At 66.3% G+C, this 19,600-nt stretch carries 23 protein-coding genes and 1 other RNA gene; 22 read left to right on the forward strand and 2 right to left on the reverse strand.

Translation table 11 applies throughout. From position 1 onward, the window contains the following. Positions 1-11: 11 nt before the first annotated feature. Complete coding sequence (locus B0E52_RS09755; RefSeq protein WP_254426755.1) at positions 12-707, reverse strand: response regulator; 696 nt, start codon at positions 705-707, stop codon at positions 12-14. 59 nt (positions 708-766) lie between these two features. Here B0E52_RS09755 and B0E52_RS09760 point away from each other — a divergent pair, with 59 nt between their 5' ends. The 21 genes from B0E52_RS09760 (at position 767) to B0E52_RS09855 (ending at position 17,636) form a co-directional block, all read left to right on the forward strand. After that, a complete protein-coding gene (locus B0E52_RS09760) occupies positions 767-2,794 on the forward strand; it encodes a hypothetical protein (RefSeq protein ID WP_077483629.1) in 2,028 nt (675 codons plus the stop codon). 35 nt (positions 2,795-2,829) lie between these two features. Beyond that, a complete protein-coding gene (locus tag B0E52_RS09765) occupies positions 2,830-3,441 on the forward strand; it encodes a YdbL family protein (protein WP_077483630.1) in 612 nt (203 codons plus the stop codon). A 178-nt stretch (positions 3,442-3,619) separates the two neighbouring features. Next, on the forward strand, positions 3,620-4,969 hold the full coding sequence (gene rlmD / locus B0E52_RS09770) for a 23S rRNA (uracil(1939)-C(5))-methyltransferase RlmD (RefSeq protein ID WP_077483631.1): 1,350 nt from the start codon (positions 3,620-3,622) through the stop codon (positions 4,967-4,969). Positions 4,970-5,042: 73 nt separating this feature from the next. Continuing rightward, positions 5,043-5,567 carry a CYTH domain-containing protein gene (locus B0E52_RS09775; RefSeq protein ID WP_077483659.1) on the forward strand — a complete coding sequence of 175 codons (525 nt, stop codon included), beginning with the start codon at positions 5,043-5,045 and terminating at the stop codon, positions 5,565-5,567. Next, positions 5,567-6,583: a beta-N-acetylhexosaminidase gene (gene nagZ / locus B0E52_RS09780; RefSeq protein ID WP_077483632.1), complete on the forward strand. Its 1,017-nt coding sequence runs from the start codon at positions 5,567-5,569 to the stop codon at positions 6,581-6,583. Before B0E52_RS09775 ends, nagZ begins: the two co-directional genes overlap by 1 nt. Continuing rightward, entirely contained in the window at positions 6,580-7,140 is a 561-nt protein-coding gene (locus tag B0E52_RS09785) for a hypoxanthine-guanine phosphoribosyltransferase (protein ID WP_077483633.1), read from the forward strand. Before nagZ ends, B0E52_RS09785 begins: the two co-directional genes overlap by 4 nt. Then, positions 7,137-7,892: an S-methyl-5'-thioinosine phosphorylase gene (locus tag B0E52_RS09790; protein ID WP_077483634.1), complete on the forward strand. Its 756-nt coding sequence runs from the start codon at positions 7,137-7,139 to the stop codon at positions 7,890-7,892. Before B0E52_RS09785 ends, B0E52_RS09790 begins: the two co-directional genes overlap by 4 nt. A 192-nt stretch (positions 7,893-8,084) precedes the next feature. Further along, a complete protein-coding gene (locus tag B0E52_RS09795; RefSeq protein WP_036117760.1) occupies positions 8,085-8,291 on the forward strand; it encodes a cold-shock protein in 207 nt (68 codons plus the stop codon). A 211-nt stretch (positions 8,292-8,502) separates the two neighbouring features. Beyond that, a complete protein-coding gene (locus tag B0E52_RS09800; RefSeq protein WP_077483635.1) occupies positions 8,503-9,528 on the forward strand; it encodes a N(4)-(beta-N-acetylglucosaminyl)-L-asparaginase in 1,026 nt (341 codons plus the stop codon). Further along, positions 9,525-10,259, forward strand: coding sequence for a copper homeostasis protein CutC (locus tag B0E52_RS09805; protein ID WP_077483636.1), 735 nt, complete (start codon positions 9,525-9,527; stop codon positions 10,257-10,259). The genes B0E52_RS09800 and B0E52_RS09805 overlap by 4 nt, the downstream gene beginning before the upstream one ends. A gap of 246 nt (positions 10,260-10,505) precedes the next feature. Continuing rightward, the gene (fabV, locus tag B0E52_RS09810) at positions 10,506-11,708 is read left to right on the forward strand and encodes an enoyl-ACP reductase FabV (RefSeq protein ID WP_077483637.1); all 1,203 of its coding nucleotides are present in this window, start codon (positions 10,506-10,508) and stop codon (positions 11,706-11,708) included. Between the two features lie 82 nt (positions 11,709-11,790). Continuing rightward, positions 11,791-12,144: a transfer-messenger RNA gene (gene ssrA, locus B0E52_RS09815) on the forward strand. 180 nt (positions 12,145-12,324) lie between these two features. Continuing rightward, positions 12,325-13,560, forward strand: a complete 1,236-nt coding sequence (locus tag B0E52_RS09820) for an integrase arm-type DNA-binding domain-containing protein (RefSeq protein WP_077483638.1) — start codon at positions 12,325-12,327, stop codon at positions 13,558-13,560. A gap of 91 nt (positions 13,561-13,651) precedes the next feature. Continuing rightward, positions 13,652-14,353, forward strand: a complete 702-nt coding sequence (locus B0E52_RS09825) for a hypothetical protein (RefSeq protein ID WP_139351631.1) — start codon at positions 13,652-13,654, stop codon at positions 14,351-14,353. 99 nt (positions 14,354-14,452) lie between these two features. Beyond that, positions 14,453-14,677, forward strand: coding sequence for a helix-turn-helix domain-containing protein (locus B0E52_RS09830; protein ID WP_077483640.1), 225 nt, complete (start codon positions 14,453-14,455; stop codon positions 14,675-14,677). Positions 14,678-14,789: 112 nt separating this feature from the next. Continuing rightward, positions 14,790-14,972 carry a hypothetical protein gene (locus tag B0E52_RS09835; protein WP_077483641.1) on the forward strand — a complete coding sequence of 61 codons (183 nt, stop codon included), beginning with the start codon at positions 14,790-14,792 and terminating at the stop codon, positions 14,970-14,972. Continuing rightward, complete coding sequence (locus B0E52_RS09840; protein ID WP_077483642.1) at positions 14,969-15,280, forward strand: hypothetical protein; 312 nt, start codon at positions 14,969-14,971, stop codon at positions 15,278-15,280. Before B0E52_RS09835 ends, B0E52_RS09840 begins: the two co-directional genes overlap by 4 nt. Continuing rightward, positions 15,277-16,248, forward strand: a complete 972-nt coding sequence (locus B0E52_RS09845) for a hypothetical protein (protein WP_077483643.1) — start codon at positions 15,277-15,279, stop codon at positions 16,246-16,248. Before B0E52_RS09840 ends, B0E52_RS09845 begins: the two co-directional genes overlap by 4 nt. 166 nt (positions 16,249-16,414) lie before the next feature. After that, complete coding sequence (locus B0E52_RS18320) at positions 16,415-16,618, forward strand: hypothetical protein (protein WP_139351632.1); 204 nt, start codon at positions 16,415-16,417, stop codon at positions 16,616-16,618. Further along, positions 16,615-17,007 carry a hypothetical protein gene (locus B0E52_RS09850; protein WP_077483644.1) on the forward strand — a complete coding sequence of 131 codons (393 nt, stop codon included), beginning with the start codon at positions 16,615-16,617 and terminating at the stop codon, positions 17,005-17,007. Before B0E52_RS18320 ends, B0E52_RS09850 begins: the two co-directional genes overlap by 4 nt. Continuing rightward, on the forward strand, positions 17,004-17,636 hold the full coding sequence (locus B0E52_RS09855) for a hypothetical protein (RefSeq protein WP_077483645.1): 633 nt from the start codon (positions 17,004-17,006) through the stop codon (positions 17,634-17,636). Before B0E52_RS09850 ends, B0E52_RS09855 begins: the two co-directional genes overlap by 4 nt. A 503-nt stretch (positions 17,637-18,139) precedes the next feature. Here the strand turns inward: B0E52_RS09855 and B0E52_RS18765 are convergent. Further along, the gene (locus B0E52_RS18765; RefSeq protein WP_256363981.1) at positions 18,140-18,274 is read right to left on the reverse strand and encodes a hypothetical protein; all 135 of its coding nucleotides are present in this window, start codon (positions 18,272-18,274) and stop codon (positions 18,140-18,142) included. Positions 18,275-18,538: 264 nt separating this feature from the next. Between B0E52_RS18765 and B0E52_RS09860 the strand changes: the two genes are divergently transcribed. Then, positions 18,539-19,069 (forward strand): DUF4019 domain-containing protein, encoded by a 531-nt coding sequence (locus tag B0E52_RS09860; protein WP_077483646.1) that lies wholly within the window; start codon positions 18,539-18,541, stop codon positions 19,067-19,069. The last annotated feature ends 531 nt before the right edge of the window (positions 19,070-19,600 follow it).

Raw genomic sequence — 19,600 nt, forward strand, 5'->3', positions numbered from 1 at the left:
GCGGCCGGCTCTCAGGTGTCCAGGGCCTGCAACGTGACCTGCACGGCGCTGCGGAATCGCGCGATGGCGGGGGCGACAGCGTGTGGCTCCTCGCGCAGCCGCAGCTGCAGGCTGGCCACCTCGGCGGCCAGCGCGGCGGTGCCGCAGAATCCGCAGGACGAACGCAGCCGGTGCAGCCGGTCGTCCAGTGCCGCCTGGTCGCGAACCGGCATGCCCAGCTCCTGGTAGAGCAAGGCAAGCTCGCCACGCAGCAGCTGGCGCAGCGCCTGCATGGTGCTGGCGTCGCCGCTGGCACGCAGGGCCGCGGTATCGTCCAACACCGGCGTGACACCGGGCAGCCGGGCCAGCAGGCGCTGCAGGTCGGCGATGCCGCAGGGTTTGCGCAGCACGTCGCCGAAGCCGCAGGCGAGCAGGCTGCGCTGTTCGGTGCTGTCCAGCTCGGCGGAGCTGGCGACCGCGAGACTGCCGGCGGAACGGGCCTGGGCGTCGGCGCGCAACGCCGCCAGCACCTCGCGGGCGCCGGCACCGGGCATGCGGCAGTCCAGCAGCAGCAGGTCGAAGGGTTCGCCGCGACCCTGCCGCAGCGCCTGCACGCCATCGGCGCAATCCGTCACGTGGGCGCCCAGCGAGCGCAATCCATCGCACAGGAAGCGGCGGCTGGCCGGATCGTCGTCGGCCACCAGCACACGCGGTGAAGGGGGGGGCAACGGGGCTGGCTGGCATGACCGGGTCCTTGGTTCAGCTGGTTTTGGCAGAATGGCCCGACATGCGCCCGACATCAAGCCATCTGCTGCTGTGCCTGTTCCTGCTGCTCGGCCTTGGCCTGGCCCTGGCGGGGCCGGCGCGGGCGGACATCACGGTCGCCGCGAAACAGCTCAGTCTGCCGGGCCTGCGGCTGCAGGACCTGAGCGCCCGGATCAGCGAGGATCCGGCCGGCGGCCTGCATCTGCAGCTGCAGGCCGACCAGGCGGATATTGCCGCGATGGGCTGGCGGCGCGTGGGCCTGCATCTCGACGGCCGGCTGCAGCGCGATGCACAGCAGCGCTGGGTGTTCGACGGCCACGTGCAGTTGCGCGGCGCACCGGGCGGCGCGCTGGGCAACGCGCAGCTCAGCTGGGTAGTGAATCCCGCTTCCGACACCATGCAGGTGCAGTTGCAGCAGGACAAGGCGCAAGCCAGCGCGTGGCTGCCGCTGGACCAGCTCAGCCACGCGAAGATCAGCCTGCGCCAGTTGCCGGCGGGCTGGCTGCAGGGCCTGCTCGGCACGGTATGGTCCGGCCGGCTCGGCGCCGGTCGGCTGGATGCCGATCTCGCGCTGGACGCAGGCGATGCGGGGGTGCAGTCCTCCGGCGAGTTCACCCTGGCCGGCGTAGGCTTCGACACGCCCAGCGGCACCCTCGCGGGGCAGGGCATCAGCGGCAAGGGGCGTTTCGGTTTCGAGAACGGCGGCGACGGAGCGCGGATCAGCCTGCAAGGCAGCCTGGGCGGCGGCGAACTGCTGCTTGGGCCACTGTACGCGAAACTGCCCGCGCACCCGGTGCAGCTGGACATCGGCGCACGCGCCAGTCGCGGCGCGATCGAACTGGATCGCCTGCACGTGGACGATGCCGATGCGCTGCAACTGGACGGCGCGCTGGCGTTCGACGCCAAGGGCAACCTGCAGAAGCTGGAACTGGATCGCTTCCACGCCAGCTTGCCGGCAGCGTACGAACGTTACGGCCAGGCTTGGCTGGCCACGCTGGGCCTGCGTGACGTGCGCTCCGCGGGGCAGTTGAGCGGCAGTCTGGATCTGCGCAGCGACGGCCTGCACGCTTTCGCGTTCGACACCGACCGGCTGGACCTGGCCGACGGCGCCGGCCGTTTCGCGGTGAGCGACCTTCGCGGCGGCCTGGACTGGACGGCACAGGGCGATCGTCCCGCCACCACGCTGGGCTGGCAGGGCCTGCAGTTCTACCGCATTCCCAACGGCGCGGCGCAGTCCCGCTGGCAGAGCCGCGACGGCACGCTGGCCTTGCAGCAGCCGCTCACCGTGCCGGTGCTGAAGGGCCAGTTGCGGCTGGCCAGCCTGGACTGGCGCCCGGCGGCGGTGAAGGGCCAGCGCCTCGCCACCAGCCTCACCGTCGCCGGCATCGACATGGCCAGCTTCAGCCACGCGCTGGGCTGGCCGTCCTTCCCCGGCACGCTGGGTGGCGCGGTTCCCTCGCTGCGCTGGGTCGGCGATCGCTTCGAGCTGGAGGGCGGCCTGTCGGTGAACGTGTTCGACGGTTTCGTGGACGTCACCCATCTCTCGCTGCAGCAGCCGTTCGGTGATGCGCCGGTGCTGGCCGGCGACATCAGCCTCAACCAGCTCGACCTCGGCGCGATCACCAGCGTGTTCGACTTCGGCAGCATCACCGGGCGACTCGACGGCACCATCGACGATCTGCGACTGGCGAACTGGAACCCGGTCGCGTTCAAGGCCTCGCTGCTCGCCGGCAGCGGCGGGCGGATCAGCCAGCGCGCGGTGAACAACCTCACCACGGTGGGCGGCGGCAGCATGGCCGGCGGCCTGCAGGGCGCGATGTTGAAATTGTTCAAGACCTTCGGCTACAAGCGCATCGGCCTCAGCTGCACGCTGCGCGGCGCGGTCTGCCAGATGGGCGGGCTGGAGAGCGACGATGGCGGTTACACTATCGTCGAAGGCAGCGGCCTGCCGCATCTCGAGGTGATCGGCCACCAGACCCGGGTCGATTGGCCCACCTTGGTGCGTCGCCTGCGCGAAGCCATCAACGGTCACGCGCCGGTGGTTCGCTGAAGCCGTTGCGGACGTCTCGTTCAAAGGAGTGGCACATGCGCAAGCTCACCTGCACCATCCTCGCCATGCTGGCCGTCGCACTGGTGGGATGCGTCACGATCAACGTCTATTTCCCCGAGGCGGCGGCGCAGAAGGCCGCCGACCAGTTCATCGGCACCGTGCTCGACGGCAGCGGGCAGAAGGCACCCGCGGCGGACAAGAACGCCCCCGCGCAGGACAATCCGCCACCCGCGCATCAGCCCTCGGCGATGCTGCTGGACCTGCTGGTGCCGGCCGCTTATGCCGCCGACGTGCCGAACCTGCGCGTGCAGACGCCGGCGGTGCAGGCGATCCACGAGCGGATGCGCACGCGCTTCGAGCGCTCCCTGAAGGCCTTGCTGGACAGCGGCGCGGTGGGCTTCACCCGCGACGGCATGGTGGCCATGCGCGACGCGGCCAAGCTGCCGCTCGCCGAACGCGCCCAGGCCAACGCCGCCGTGGCCGACGAGAACCGCGACCGCGCCGCGCTGTACCGCGAGATCGCCAACGCCAACAACCATCCGGAGTGGGAAGCGCAGATCCGCGCCACCTTCGCGCAGACCTGGATCGAACATGCGCATGCCGGCTGGTACTACCAGGATGCCGCCGGCGCCTGGCAGCGCAAGTGAGCGCCTGATCCCCTTCGCCCGCTGCGGGCACGCGGGAAGGCGCCACGGCTGGCGCCGGCATCGGGGAGCGAGGAGAGGTTCCGGGGAGAGGGAGGGGGTGGGCGCCTGTTGCAGCGTCGCGGGAAGCAATCAGGGATAATGGCCGGTCTGCCCCTGCCGTGTTGAAGCCCCGCAGACCATGTCCCGATCCAACTCCCGCCCCCGCGCGCCTGCACCCGAACTCGAAGCCGACATCACCGACCTGAGCCACGACGGCCGTGGCGTCGCCCGCATCGACGGCAAGGCGGTGTTCGTCGCCGGTGCGCTCGAAGGCGAACGCGTGCGCCTGCGCATCCGCCAGCGCCATCGCCACTTCGACGAGGCCGAAACGGTCGAAGTGCTCAGCGCCTCGCCGCATCGCGTGCAGCCCAAGTGCGCGCACTTCGGCCAGTGCGGCGGCTGCTCGCTGCAGCACTTGGACGCGGCAGCGCAGATCGGCGCCAAGCAGCGCGTGCTGGCCGACAACTTCGCGCGCATCGGCAAGGTGGAGCCGGCGCGGTGGCTGCCACCGCTGGTCGATGAGCCCTGGGGCTATCGCCGCAAGGGGCGCTTGTCGGTGCGTGCGGTAGCGAAGAAGGGGCGCGTGCTGGTGGGTTTCCGCGAGGAGGCCAATCCGCGCTATGTGGCCGACATCCGCCATTGCGACGTGGTGCATCCTGCGCTGGGCGAGAAGATCGAACTGCTCGGCGAGTTGGTGAGCGGCATGGACGCTGCTTCGGAGATTCCGCAGATCGAGTTCGCCGCCGGGGACGACACCGTGGCGCTGGTGTTCCGCCACATGCAGCCGTTGAGCGAGCGCGACCGTGCGACACTGGCCGCATTCGGCCAGGCGCACGGTTTCGCGATCTACCTGCAGCCGGGTGGCGTGAGCAGCGTGCATCCGCTGTGGCCGGAGGCGCCGCGGCTGGCGTTCACGCTGTCGCCGGGCGGCGGTGCGGCGGACGTGGAACTGGAATTCCAGCCGCTGGATTTCGTGCAGGTCAACGCCGGCATGAACCGGAAGATGATGGCGCACGCGATGGAGCTGCTCGATCCGCAGGCCAGCGACCGCGTGCTGGACCTGTTCTGCGGGCTGGGCAACTTCACCTTGCCGATCGCGCGCCGCGTGGCCGAGGTGGCGGGCGTCGAGGGCGAGCACGGGCTGGTGGCGCGCGCCGCGGAGAACGCCGCACGCAACGGCATCGCCAATGCGCGCTTCCATGTCGCCAACCTGTTCGAGGACCAGCACGGTGCCGACTGGGCGCGCCAGCCCTGGGACAAGCTGCTGCTGGACCCGCCGCGCGCCGGCGCCGACCAGGTGTTGGCCTACCTGCCGCACCAGGCGACGAACCGCATCGTCTACGTCTCCTGCCATCCCGCCTCGCTGGCGCGCGATGCCGGCATCCTCGTGAGCCAGCATGGTTTCCGGCTCAGCGCGGCGGGTGTGATGGACATGTTCCCCCACACCGCGCACGTGGAGTCGATTGCTGTATTTGAGCGGTCTTCCTGACCGCGAAGATTAAACGGGCGGCCATCCATGGCCGCACTCTTCAATAAACCTGTGATACATGGCGCTTCATCAGATGCCCATAGAAATCGAACGCAAATTCCTCCTGCGCGGCGACAGCTGGCGCGATGCGATCGAGCGCAGCGAGCACCTCGTGCAAGGCTATCTGGTCGGCGCGGCGGCATTGGCGGCGGGACTGGCGCGGGCTTCGGTGCGGGTGCGGCTGGCGGGCGATGAGGCCTGGCTCAACATCAAGGCTGCGCGGTTGGGCATCGAGCGCGCCGAGTACGACTACGCGATCCCGCCGGCGGATGCCGACACGTTGCTGGCCACGCTGTGCGACGGCGTGCTGGGCAAGCGGCGCCATCACGTCACGGTCGACGGCACGCTGTTCGAGATCGATGAGTTTCTGGGCGACAATGCCGGCCTCGTGGTGGCCGAGGTGGAACTGCCGCGGTCGGACGCGCCATTCCCGCGGCCGCCGTGGCTGGGGCGCGAGGTGAGCGCGCTGGCGCGCTACTACAACGTCAACCTGATCACGCATCCGTATGCCCGCTGGACGCAGGCCGAGCGCGACGCCAACGATGGAGCGAATCCCTGATGCTGCTGATCGGCCTGGCCGGACTCGAAGTCGCCGAGCGCGAACGCGCGTGGCTCGCCGCACCCGGCGTGGCGGGCGTGATCCTGTTCGCGCGCAACTATGCCGATCGCGCGCAGTTGATGACGCTGTGCGAATCCATCCGCGAGATCGGCGGCGAGCAGTTGCTGATCGCGGTGGACCAGGAGGGCGGACCGGTGCAGCGCTTCCGTGAGGGCTTCACCCGCTTGCCGGCGCTGGCACGGATCGGCGAGGTCCACGACCGCGACCCGTCCGAAGCGGTGCGTCTCGCCGAGGAACATGCCTGGGTGATGGCCAGCGAGCTGCGCGCCTGCGGCGTGGATTTCAGCTTCGCCCCGGTGGCGGATCTCGCGCGCGGCAACGCCGCGATCGGCACGCGTGCCTTCCATGCCGATCCCGCCGTGGCCGCGGAACTCGCCGCGGCCTACGTGCGCGGCATGCACCTGGCCGGCATGGCCGCGGTGCTCAAGCACTTTCCCGGCCACGGCTCGGTGGCCGCCGACACGCACAAGGCGCTAGCGGTCGATCCGCGTTCGCTGGACGTCATCAGCCGCGACGACCTGCGCCCGTTCGCCGAATGCATCGCGGCGCGGGTGGAGGCGGTGATGATGGCGCATGTGGTCTATCCCGCCGTCGACGCGCAGCCGGCCGGCTATTCGCGCGCGTGGATCGGCGAGATCCTGCGCGGCGAACTGGGCTTCGCCGGCGCGGCGATCAGCGACGACATCAGCATGGCCGCCGCCGGCGTGGCCGGTGGCGTGGCCGAGCGCGTGCTCGGCCACCTGGATGCCGGTTGCGACTTGGTGCTGGCCTGCTTCCCCGACGTGGTGGACCGGGCTATCGCCGCTGTCGCCGGTCGCGTGCCGGCCCATCCCGAGCGGCTGCTTCCGCTGCGCGGCGCGATCGGCGCCAGCTGGGACAGCCTCACCGACAACCCCCAGCGCGACCGCTTCGTCGCGCGCATCACGGCGCTGGACGCCGCACCGGACAACGCATGAACGCGACGACTCCCTCCCTCCGCGACGCGTTGGCGCATGCCGACGTGCTGTTCGAGCGCGCCGAACTGGAAACCGTGATCGCCGACCTCGGCCGGCGGATCGACGCCGCGCTGGACGGCGAGCGCGCGGTGTTCCTCACCGTGATGAACGGCGCGCTGATGTTCGCCGGCCAGCTTGCGCTGGCGATCCGCACTGATCTCGAATTCGACTACGTGCACGCCACCCGCTACCGCGGCGCCACTTCCGGCAGCGAGCTGCACTGGCTGCGCGAACCGGCGGCGGACCTGGCAGATCGCACCGTGCTGCTGGTGGACGATATCCTCGACGAGGGCCACACGCTGAAGGCGGTGCGCGACGACTGCCTGCACCGCGGCGCGAAGCGCGTGCTGATCGCCAGCCTGTGCAGCAAGCGGCACGACCGTCTGGTCGCGGGCATCGTCGCCGACTTCAACGGCGTCGAGCTGCCCGACCGCTACGTGTTCGGCTACGGCATGGACTACCACGAGCAAGGTCGCAACCTGCCGGCCATCTATGCCTTGAAGGAGACCGGCGCATGAGCACGCCGCACGCCATCGACCTCGCCGTGATCGGCGGCAGCGGCTTGTACAAGTTCCCGGGGCTGGAGAACGTCGAGCGTAGCGCCGTCGAGACGCCCTGGGGCGCGGCCTCGGGCGATGTGGTGCTGGGCGATTTCGCCGGCAAGCGGGTGGCCTTTCTCGCCCGCCATGGCGAAAGCCACAGCCTGCCGCCGCACCGGGTGAACTACCGCGCCAACCTGTGGGCGCTGCACGGCCTCGGCGCGCGCACGGTGATCGGCGTCAACGCGGTGGGCGGCATCCGCACCGACATGGGACCGCGTGCCATCGTGGTGCCCGACCAGCTGATCGATTACACCCACGGTCGCTACACCAGCTTCTGCGACGTCGAAGGCGCCGAGGTGAAGCACATCGACTTCAGCGAGCCGTACACCGCCGCATTGCGCCACCGCCTGTTGCAGGGCGCGCGCAAGGCCGGCATCGCGGTGATCGACGGCGGCTGCTACGGCGCCACCCAGGGGCCGCGGCTGGAGACCCGCGCCGAGATCGCGCGCATGAAGCGCGACGGCTGCGACCTGGTCGGCATGACCGGCATGCCCGAGGCCGCGCTGGCGCGCGAACTGGGGCTGGACTACGCCTGCCTCGCCCTGGTGGCGAACTATGCCGCCGGCTGCGGCGACGAGGACGAGATCAGCATCGAGGAGATCTTCGCCCATCTCGCCGCGGCTACCGCCGAGGTGCCGCGTCTGCTGGAAGCGATGCTGCGCGCGTGATCGCGCGTTATCGCATTACCGCATGACGCATCCTTGTGGACTGGAATGGGGTCCCGGGCAGGAAATCGGCAGACACATATTGCGCTTTGCCCGCAAACATGATGATACTTTCCGGGCACCAGGACGGTGAGCCAGGGGGATGGTTCGAGCTCGGTCGGGTGCATCCTGTCCATGCTTACAGAGGTTCCAGCAATGCGTTTCGGTACGGTCAAGTGGTTCAACGATGCCAAGGGCTTCGGCTTCATCGCGCCCGAGGACGGTGGGGAGGACGTGTTCGTCCATTTCTCGGCCATCAACTCCAAGGGCTTCCGCAGCCTGCAGGAAGGCCAGCGCGTGAAGTTCGAAGTCACCACGGGCCCGAAAGGTGCCCAGGCTTCGGGCGTCGAGATTGCGGCCTGAGTTCCACCGGCCGGCGCTTGCGCCGGCCATGCAGTGAAACCAAGCCCCGCGCCCCGGCGCGGGGCTTTTTGCTTTGAGAAGTGCTGCCGTGGGCCGCTCGCAGGGTTCTCGCGATCATGGACGATTGCAAAAACATTGAAGAGTGCAGCCAAGGATGGCCGCCCGTGTGATCCCCGCAATCATGGACGATGGCATAAACAAAGGACCAGACATGGCCGATCGCCGCCAATTCCTCAAGACCTCGTTGCTGGGCGCCTCGGCGCTGGCAATAAGCAAGCCGATCGCTGCCGCGGAGTCGGCCGGCACCGGGCGCCAGCCCGCCACCGTGCGCGTGACTTCCACCTGGGATTTCGGCATCGCCGCGAACCAGGCAGCGTGGGCGATCCTGGGTCGGGGCGGCCATTCGCTGGACGCGGTGGAAGCCGGTGTGCGGGTGCCGGAAGCAGACCTCAGGAACCACAGCGTGGGCAAGGGCGGTTACCCCGACCGCGACGGCAACGTGACCCTGGACGCCAGCATCATGGATGCCGAAGGCAACTGCGGCGCGGTCGCGGCGATGGAGCACGTCACCCACGCGATCTCGGTGGCGCGCCGCGTGATGGAGCGCACCCCGCACGTGCTTCTGGCCGGCGACGGCGCGTTGCAGTTCGCGCTGGAGCAGGGCTTCGAGAAAGAGAACCTGCTGACGCCGGAGGCCGAAAAAGCCTGGCACGAATGGCTGAATACCGCGCGCTACCAGCCCACCGCCAACAGCGAGGTGCGCGATTACGGCAAGGGCTTCCCCGGCGGCAAGGACAACCACGACACCATCGGCATGCTGGCGCTGGATGCCCACGGCAAGCTCGCCGGTGCCTGCACCACCAGCGGCATGGCGTGGAAGCTGCACGGCCGCGTGGGCGATTCGCCGATCATCGGCGCCGGCCTGTACGTGGACGGCGAAGTGGGCGGCGCCACGTCCACCGGCGTGGGCGAGGAGGTGATCCGCAACGCCGGCAGCTTCCTCGTGGTGGAACTGATGCGCCAGGGCCGCACGCCGGCCGAGGCCTGCCGCGAGGCGGTGCTGCGCATCGTGCGCAAGAAACCCAAGACCGCGCAGGACATCCAGGTGGGCTTCCTCGCCATGAACAAGGACGGCGAAGTGGGCGCCTGGGCGATCCAGCCTGGCTTCTCCTACGCCGTGTGCGACGCGAAGGACCAGCACGCGCTGGTCCCCGCGAAGAGCGTGTTTCCCGCATGAGCGCCCGCCTGCTGGAAGTGGCGGCGAACTCGGTGGCCTCCGCGCTGGCCGCGCAGGCCGGCGGGGCAGGGCGAGTGGAACTCTGCGGCGCGCTGGAGCTGGGCGGCCTCACGCCCTCGCAGGCCACCATCGCGATGGTGCGCGAACGGCTGCGCATTCCGCTGTACGTGCTGATCCGCCCGCGCGCCGGTGACTTCCTCTACGACGACGATGAATGCGAGGCGATGCGCCGCGACATCGAGACCTGCGTGGCGCTGGGCTGCGACGGTGTGGTGCTGGGTGTGCTCGATGCGGACGGCGATGTGGACATGGAGCGCTGCTACGGCCTGATTGCCGCGGCCGGCCACCTCGGCGTCACCTTCCATCGTGCCTTCGACCTGATGCGCGATCCGCGGCGTGCGCTGGGCGACGTGATCGCCTTGGGCTGCGAGCGCGTGCTCACGTCGGGTGGGCAGGCCAGCGCGCTGGAAGGCGCTTCGCTGATCCGCGAGCTGGTCGCGCAGGCGGGGGACCGCATCGCGATCATGCCTGGCGCCGGCGTCACGGCTGCCAATCTGGCCTCGCTCGCCGACGCCACCGGCGCCCGCGAGTTCCATGCCTCGGCCAAGCGGCAACTCGCCTCAGGCATGCGTCATCGCCCGCCGCGGCTCGCCGACATGCAAGGCGGCGAACTGCGCAGCGACGAGGAACAGGTGCGCGCATTGGTGCAGGCATTGCAAGCGATTGAATAGCGTCTACGGCGCGAGTATTTCCCTTCTCCCCTCGGGAGACGCGGAGAGGCGCCATGGATGGCGCCGTTCTGGGGAGCGACGAAGGTGGCGCGAAGCGCCGGATGAAAGTTCGGGCGTAGCGTGGCGTTCAATCAAGTCCGAATCCCCTCTCCTGGCGGGAGAGCGGTTCAATGCTCCCTACCGCAGCGCATGTTCCCCCACCTTCGCTAAAATGCCGCCTTGCGAATTCCCCGTGGAGCAACACCAGTGATCATCAAACCCAAAGTGCGCGGTTTCATCTGTGTCACGGCCCATCCGGTCGGCTGCGAGCGCAACGTGGCCGAGCAGATCGCCACCACCAAGGCTGCGATCCACGACGGCGGCAAGGGCCCGAAGCGCGTGCTGGTGATCGGCGCCTCCACCGGCTACGGCCTCGCTTCGCGCATCACCGCCGCGTTCGGCTACGGCGCGGCCACGCTGGGCGTGTTCTTCGAGAAGCCCAGCAGCGAGGACAAGCCCGGCACCGCCGGCTGGTACAACTCCGCCGCGTTCGACAAGCTGGCCAAGCAGGCCGGCCTGTACAGCAAGTCGATCAACGGCGATGCGTTCGCCAACGAAACGCGCGCCCGCGCGATCGAGATCATCAAGAACGAAATGGGTGGCCCGATCGACCTCGTCGTCTATTCGCTGGCCTCGCCCGTGCGCAAGCTGCCGGTCAGCGGCGAAGTGGTGCGCTCCGCGCTCAAGACCATTGGCCAGCCGTTCACCAACACCTCGGTCGACACCAACAAGGACGCCGTGATCGAGGCCACCATCGAGCCGGCCACCGAGCAGGAGATCAAGGACACCGTCACCGTGATGGGCGGCGAGGACTGGGCGCTGTGGATCGACGCGCTCTCCGCTGCCGGCGTGCTGGCGAAGGATGCCAGGACCATCGCCTACAGTTACATCGGCACCGAGATCACCTGGCCGATGTACTGGCACGGCACGCTGGGCCAGGCCAAGCAGCACCTCGACAACACCGCCAAGGCGCTGCGCGAGCGTCACGGCGGCCTGGACGCACGCGTCGGCGTGATGAAGTCGGTGGTCACCCAGGCCAGCGCGGCGATCCCGGTGATCCCGCTGTACGTGTCGATCGCCTTCAAGATCATGAAGGAGAAGGGCATCCACGAAGGCTGCATCGAGCAGATCAACCGCCTGTTCCACGACCGCCTCTACCGCGCCGATGGTGCCCATGCACCCACCGACGACGAAGGCCGCCTGCGGCTGGACGACTGGGAACTGCGCGACGACGTGCAGGACGCCTGCAAGGCGTTGTGGCCCACCGTCACCACCGAGAACCTCAGGCAGATCACCGACTACACCGGTTACAAGCACGAGTTCCTCAAGCTGTTCGGGTTTGACCGGGCGGATGTGGACTATGACGCCGAGGTGGAGACGGATCGGCGCTTCGACTGCGTGGAGATGTAACGAACGATGCATGGGTACGGCGCATCGCATTGAAGCCTTGTGCCGCGACCCCATATACTTGTGCAGCCATACCGTTTTCCCCGGGGGTGTACTGGCTTCGACGGGGGCAGTGAGATGGCTTGGTGCATGCCGAGGGGGCAGCTTTCCTCGTTAATCCAGCGGCAAACTCATAGTTGCCAACGACGACAACTACGCTCTGGCCGCTTAAGGCCTAGCCCCGAACCCACTTGTGCTCATGCTCGTCGGTGTAGGGTCATTATCATGAGATCGCCGAACGCTGCCGCCTGGCGGTGCTAGGTCAAATCAATCAGGCTGGTTCCGCGGTGCGTTTTGCCCACCGTACTTGTCGCGGAACGAGATCGAACGGCGAGCTAAGCATGTAGATCCGGGCATCAAGCGCTTTCGGACGCGGGTTCGACTCCCGCCACCTCCACCAATCAAGCGTCACGGGATGCCCCTTGATCCCCCTGAAACCGCGCTCTGGCGCGGTTTTTTGTTGTACGCTTGCCCCGCAACGTCCCCGGGGTGTACCCGTATATCCCCCAAGTTTGCGGGTATGGGTACGGGTAGCAGGCCGAGTGACGGAGCACGTACCCGAAAAACCGGAGCAGCCCCGATGCCCAAGCGTGCAGACCCGTTGACCCCTTCCGCCGTTGCCAATGCCAAGCCGCAGGCCAAGCCCTACAAGCTGCCGGACGGACGGGGCATGTTGCTGCTGGTGAACCCGGACGGTAGCAAGCTGTGGCGCTGGCGCTACCGCCGACCCGTCACGGGTATGGAAAATATGCTGGCGCTGGGTGCGTACCCGGAAACGTCCCTGCGGCTGGCCCGCGAGAAACGCGAGGAAGCCCGCGCCCTGCTGGCGGCGGGAATAGACCCCGGCGAGCACCGCAAGGCTGAGAAAGCGGCAGGAGAGGAGCGAGCGGCCAACAGCTTCGAAGTGGTCGCCCGCGAGTGGCTGGGTAAGCAAACTTGGGTGGAACACTACCGGGTCAAGGTCGAGGCTTGGATGGCGAACGACGTCTATCCGCACATTGGCGGCAGGCCCGTAGCCGAGCTGAGCGCGCCGGAGTTCCTGCGGGTAGGGCGCCGGATGGAAGAGCGTGGTGCCATTGAATCCGCACACCGCATCTTGCAGACGTGCGGGCAAGTCATGCGTTACGCCATCGCCACCGGGCGAGCCGAGCGCAACCCCGTGGCCGACTTGAAGGGCGCGATTGCCGCGCCGCCTGAGCGCCACCATGCCGCGATTACCGACCCCGCCGAACTGGGCGGCCTGCTACGCGCCATCGAAGGGTACTCGGGCGATCCGACCACGCGGGCGGCGTTGAAGCTGTCCGCAATGCTGTTCGTGCGCCCCGGCGAACTTCGGCATGCGGAGTGGGCAGAGTTCGACCTGGACGCGGCGGAGTGGAACATCCCTGCCGGCAAGATGAAGATGCGCCAGCCCCACCTGGTGCCGCTGTGCGAGCAGGCGGTGGCGATCCTGCGCGAGTTGCAGCCGCTGACCGGGCGCGGGCAGTACGTGTTCCCCGGTGGCCGTTCACCGCGTCGCCCGATGAGCAACAACGCGATCAACGCCGCGCTGCGCCGCATGGGCTACGGTACCGACAGCATGACCGCCCACGGCTTCCGCGCCACCGCTCGCACGATCCTGGACGAAGTGCTGGGCTACCGCGTGGACTACATCGAGCACCAGCTGGCGCATGCCGTGAAAGACCCGAACGGGCGCGCCTACAACCGCACGGCGCACCTGCCGGAGCGGCGGAAGATGATGCAAGGCTGGGCGGACTACCTGGACGCCCTACGCGCGGGAGGCAGCATCGTGCCGTTCAAGCGCAAGGCAAGCTGATTCGATCAAGCCGCGCCTAGGACGGCCATCCGAACACCGGGCACCTTCCCCGGCTGGCGCGGCTCCACTTGAAGGGCGCAGAGGTGTGCGCGTGATTGATGAGCACGAAAAGCCAAGGTGCGAAAGAACTCCCCAGGAGTATGTGGGTCAGATTCTTGGATCAATTTGCAATTCCTTGATAGAACTTGGCTTCTTCAGGAGCGAAGATGAGTACATGAAGGTTATGTTCAATCATGCGGTGTATGGGCATGTGAATCATGGAATGGGCGGCACCGAGGTTTATAAAGCCCTTACTAGCAGTGGCAGGTTCGAGCAAATCCAAGCAATCCTCAGAGATAAGGGAATGATCCCTGAGGAGCGACTCATTCGTTCCTTCCCCGATAATCGTATGTTTTGGGGTCTTGTTGCTACCACGTATTGTGTCGAGGCAATGGCCGCATATAACGCTGGGCAAGTAACCGAGGCGTGGACTTACGTTGTCGATGCTCGATTCGCGGCGGATGCTCTTATCAGTCAGCGAACTGACATTTTGATGGTCAAGCAAGATCGGACAGGCAGCGCTAAAAAGAGGGTGGCCGCGAAACTGGCGAAAGACCCTGTGCAAGCGGCCAAAGCCATGGCCTACAAGTTGTGGCAGGAGCGCCACGCGGGGAAGCATCCAAAGCTGCGCACAAACGAGCAATTTGCAATGGAGTGCATGCATCGCTGGCCGGTGCTGACGAGCGCGAAGGTAATTTGCGGCTGGTGCACGGAGTGGAACAAGGAAGCCAAGAAATCCCAGCCTGCTAGCTGACTGGCCATCGTGCTAGCTGACGGGCAGCGGCGACGCGATGCCCCGCGAACATCCACACCAACCCCGCACCACCCGCGGGGCACTGCTGAGGATGCCGCAATGCCCACGAACACCCTTGCACCGCAACCGGTCACCAAGCTGGAACCCGGCGACCTGATCGACGAACGCGAAGCTGCCGCGATCCTGGGCGTGCAGCGCAAGACACTCCAGAACTGGCGCACGCTGCGCAAAGGCCCACGCGCAAAAAAAATCGGGGCGAAGATAATTAGATACAACCGTGCCGACCTGCTGGCGTTCATTGAGAACGGGGAGGAGGCGGCATGAAACGCCCGTCCCTGCATCGCGTCACCGACGCCACCATGACGGCCACCGTCTACGTACTCGCCATCGTCTTGTGCGTGCCCGTGCTGATACTGCACGCGCTGGGGGTGCGGACATGATCGGCACCGACCTGAAACAAGCGCATCCTCTGCGCGTGGCCATGCTTGCCGCCGACGAAGTGCTCCAGCACCTGCGCGAGTACGCCGACGCCACCGACCGGCCCGCCTGGGAAGCCGTGCAAGCCGCCGACCTGCTGGACAGCGTGGCCGATCTGCTGGCCAAGGCGGTGCAGCCATGACCGCGCCCAAGCTCACCGGCAACCGATGCCAGTGCACGGCCTGCGGCGAATACTTCAACGGGGTGCAGCCGTTCGATAGGCACCGCGTCGGCAGCTTCGGCACCGACCGCCGATGCCTGGACGTGCAGGCAATGGAAGCTGCCGGCTTCGTCCGCAACGCGGCGGGATTCTGGACTAGCGAGGCCCGCGCGCAACGTGCCGCACGACAGCGGGCAGCGGCCATTCCAGCGCATCGCACGCACGCGGTTAGGGTAGGCCAGTACCCCGTCACCGTCGCGGCGCAAAACCCGCAGGCAGGCATGTCGTGAGCGGCGACTTTTTCGCCATCGGCAAACCGCAATGGACGCAGGCTTGTGCCTTGGGTTTAAACCCTGCGGCGGCGCTGCTGGTGCTGGCGCGTGGCACCGGGCGCGACAACAGCACGACGCGATGGAGCGCGGAGGCCGTCGCCAATTGCACCGGCATGGCATGGCGTCGTGCAGCGGCGGCCATCGAGATACTGGAGCAGGCCAAGCTGGCGGATGCCGTGGGCGAGCGCACCACGCGGCCCACGCGCAAGCTCGCCATCCCCGAGGATGCGGCGAACATGCTGTGGCTGCCTAACGCGCTTGTCTCGGGCGCTGGCTCCGAAGCGCCGCCGATCATGCGACTGCGGCAGGCGCAGAATCTGGAACACCTGCAAGCGTTCATCGAGTTGTACGGCATGCAAGACCTGGCCGGCGACGGTGGCTTGCCGCGTAACCTGATCTGGAAGCAATACGAACGCGAGCGCATTTGCGACACCGGCCAGTTTGTGGTGTGGGGCTTTCGCGAGCCGGAAAATGGGGCTCGCTACTGCAACGCGCGAGGCCCGCTGGCGCGCTTCGCCAAGCGCAAGAATGGCGACGGTTCCGCATGGGATTGTCTTGAAGCCCTTGAGCGCATGGGCCTGCTGCAAACCGTGCACTATCTGGCCGAGGGTGACTCACCCGACGCCGAACTGATCCATGCCTTGACCGGCGACGCCGATGCAGACGAGGCACGCGAGGCGGCATGGGCGCTATCGACGGAGTTGCCCGGCGGATTCCGTTACAAGGCCGAGGGCTTCGCCTACGTGTTGCCTGTGCTGTGCCATATCGGCGCGCCTGCCGTGGTGGGCGTGTCGCGGCTGGTGTACCGGCCCCACACCAAGCTCACCGCAGCATGGTGGGCACGCCACCGCGAAAGCTGCGGGCGCGCCAGCGCGATCTATGCCGCCATCGCGGCTGGTGACTTCCAGCGAGTCGCCAGCGCATGAACTTGGCCCCGTGCAGACATCAAGGCTTATCAAGGGATATCAAGGATTCTTCAATGGGAGTGAAAGCCCGTAAGTGCAGACATCAAGGCTTATCAAAGAGCGTAAGGGCTAGCCGCGCGCGAGCGCACGGCCTCACCACGAAGCAGCCGACCGCGAGCAGGCAGCCATGACAACCCGACACCATCCGGCAGACTTCAACCGCACCGCATCCGGTTTCTACCTGCGCCAAGCCGAAGCCGCGTTGTCGGCACAACGGCAGCCAGCCGACGTGGCGGCGGTGGCTGTGACGCGCACGCAGCGGGACGGGTGCACGATCTACTACGTTGCGCCTGCGGCATGGAAGCGCCAGCGCGAGGAGCCGACGCCATGACCCGCAAGACCGACACCGTCCCGATGCTGCGCGGTAGCGCCACGCACCGGCGCACGCAATCCGATTACATGGGTGCGCTGCTGGATCGCGTGACGCTTGAAACCTGGGGCGACGTGATAGACGCCACCGTCGCCAAGGCCAAGGAAGGCGATGCGCAGGCGCGGGCATTCCTGGCCGCCTACCTGGTGGGCAAGCCGGTGCATGAGGCGCCCGAGCCGCTGATCGTGACGGCGCGGCGATTGAGTGGCGATGATGTGCTGGTGGCGAAACTCGCGGAGCCTATGGTCAGTCGCCTGCAATACGGCACAACGGGCACCGAGGACTCCCGCGACTACTGCCGCGAGCAGGTCGCGGCCGAACTGCCCGCGCATATCGAGCCGCAGCTGTGAGTTATCCGGGCGGCTGGCGACCGCACATCGAATCGGCCACCTGCCTGGACGTGCGGCGCATGCTCAAGCTGGGGGCGCTGGTGCCGAACCGCGAGACGCGCGGCAGTTGGCAATGGACGAACGGCGACGGCGAGAAAGTCGCCAGCGTGAACTACCACGCGACGCTCACCGACGGGGCGGGCCTGCTGGTGCTGGACTACACGCACCGCGAGCGCGACACCGGCGAGCGCCAGCCGGTGACCTGCCGCATTGCCTTGGAGTCGCTGCCCTGCCATTACGGCGGGCGACGCTGGTATGCCCGCTGCCCGTACTCACAGCGGCTCGCGGTGAGGCTCTACAAGTGGAACGGCATCGCGCAGTTCTGCCACCGCGACGCGATCAAGCCCCGGCCCACCTACGCCAGCCAGCGCGTGAGCGGTGCGGAACGCATCATGGATCAACGCTGGGCAATTCGCCGCAAGCTGGGCGACGAGTACAGCGACCTGTTCAGCCAGCCGTTCAAACCCAAGTGGATGCGCTGGCGCACCTTCGACCGCTACGCCGCGCGCGATGCCGAGCTGGCTGCGCGGGAGTTTGGCCATTTCGCCCGGTTGCTGGGCAGGGTAGGGGCGCTTGGTTTTGACGAGTAAAAGGGCGGTTAGCCTTTGGATTTAGGTTTGCTGGCAGGCCCAAGCTGCCCACATCACGCGCGCGACGCGATCCGCGAAACGAACCCCATGCAGCACCAGCGGCTGGCGCTACCATTCTGCGTATTCCGGCGACCTTGATCACTCGCTCCGGTATCTCGCAATCAGTGCGCTGTTGGTGATCACCGCCGCGAGTTCGAGGTATGCGAAGTGCTGGAATCGGCCGGCAGCAACCGGCCATGACCGGCCGCCCGTGGCTTCAGTTAGGTTGCCTGATAGCAGCCGTTTGAAACTTGCCTTGCGGTTGCTGGCGGCAGAGTGCGGAACCGGGTCCGGCGTCGCTGGGTCCGTTTATACCGCGCATGGTTAGCCAGACTGAGCCACACGAAATTCCATCAGCATCATGGGGTTGTGCTACCGTTGCCGGAGTCTGCCGCGACTTGTATAGCCGGACACTGGCTTCCGTATATTCAATAGTTAGGTACACACCGAGCATGCCGCGAACGTCAATCCACGAAAAGTACTGGCGTGAACACCTCAACCCCTTTATCCAGAGGGACGAGGAGTTGGAGGCCGCGGGAGAAATATTTTCGCCGCGAGATCACCTCACTCTTGCGTTTCACTTCGACGGTGATATTCATGTTTCCGGTGACAACTCGTCGCTCCAGATAAATTTTAACTCACCCGGCATGCTTATCCTGTTTCATAACGGCCCGGAGAAAGACCATATCTATCGAATTCCATGGAAGCGTCTCGTTGGTTTCGAACTTATCATTAACCGACCAACTCGAAAGCCAAGGGGCAAGCCGGATCTCGTACTTTTTCCGGGTGGCAAGCGTACCTAACCACTCGTTCGAGGCGGACGGCTACGCCGCCGCTCAACTCCAGCGTTAGGCCTATCACCCATGCTCGCTCGTTTACTTTCAGTACTTTTGACTATTTTGTTCTGCGTTTGCAGCGTGCAGGCTCGATCAACTGATCCAACCGACGCGATCGACAGTGGCACAGTGAGTCAGCAAGAGCAGGTTTTTGCGGCAGCCAAGTCGGTGGCGAAAATGTTCAACTCGGGTGAATACGCTGAGTCTTGGAAGCTTTTAGCGCCGATTCTTAAGGCAAAGACCACCCAGCAGGAGTGGAGTAAATATGTCTCTACACTGCGCACGCCTCTAGGGACTCCGGGTGCTTCAAAGGTTCAAGGCTTTGGCTTTACAAAAACCATGGCCGACGCTCCGCCGGGTCAGTACGGCATCATCGAGCTGGAGACGGACTTCGCCAATATTAAGGGGGTGCAAGAAAAGTTCGTTTTTCAATATGTAGATAAAAAATGGAAGCTTGCTGGGTACTGGCTATCCAAGAAGTTCACTATAGGCACCAGCCATGCGCCTAACAGTGCGTTCGAGGCGGACGGCTACGCCGCCGCTCAACTCCAGCGTTAGGTGGCAAAGTGCGCGCAATTCGTCAATTTGTTGCTTGCATCGGGCTGGTCACACTGCAGTTTGTGCTCGTCCAACCCTCCTTCCTCCCCGGAGCTTGGATAAATATCGCCCCTCCTGCCATCGGCACAGTTTTCGCCGTCCTTGTTGGTAGAGTCAGTCTTGAGTTTGTCGTGCTTACGCTGGTCATTGTGGGGCCGGTCATGGCGTTAAGCATTCTCTTCCTAATAGCCGGTGTCGCTTGGCCAGATGCCGCAGCGGCCCACGTCCAAGCCAATATGTCACTTGGCAATTTCTTAGCTATCTTATCGCCACCCTTCGTCGGTGCAGCCACATGGTTTGCGGTTCAGCACCTAACCAGTCATTCAAGCGGACGCGCAAAAGCGCGCGCCGCTTAACTCCAGCGTTAGCAGGCTGTTGAGAAGCACCGTCTCGCGCCACTCTCGATAGCCGCGATCTATGCATGACGGTCGTGATGGTGGGCGCATGGCGCGTTTTCCCGCCCTGCGGACGCACGTCTCCCACCGTTGCTCA

This window comes from Rhodanobacter sp. C06, from assembly GCF_002001105.1.
In the GTDB taxonomy this organism is placed as follows: domain Bacteria; phylum Pseudomonadota; class Gammaproteobacteria; order Xanthomonadales; family Rhodanobacteraceae; genus Rhodanobacter_A.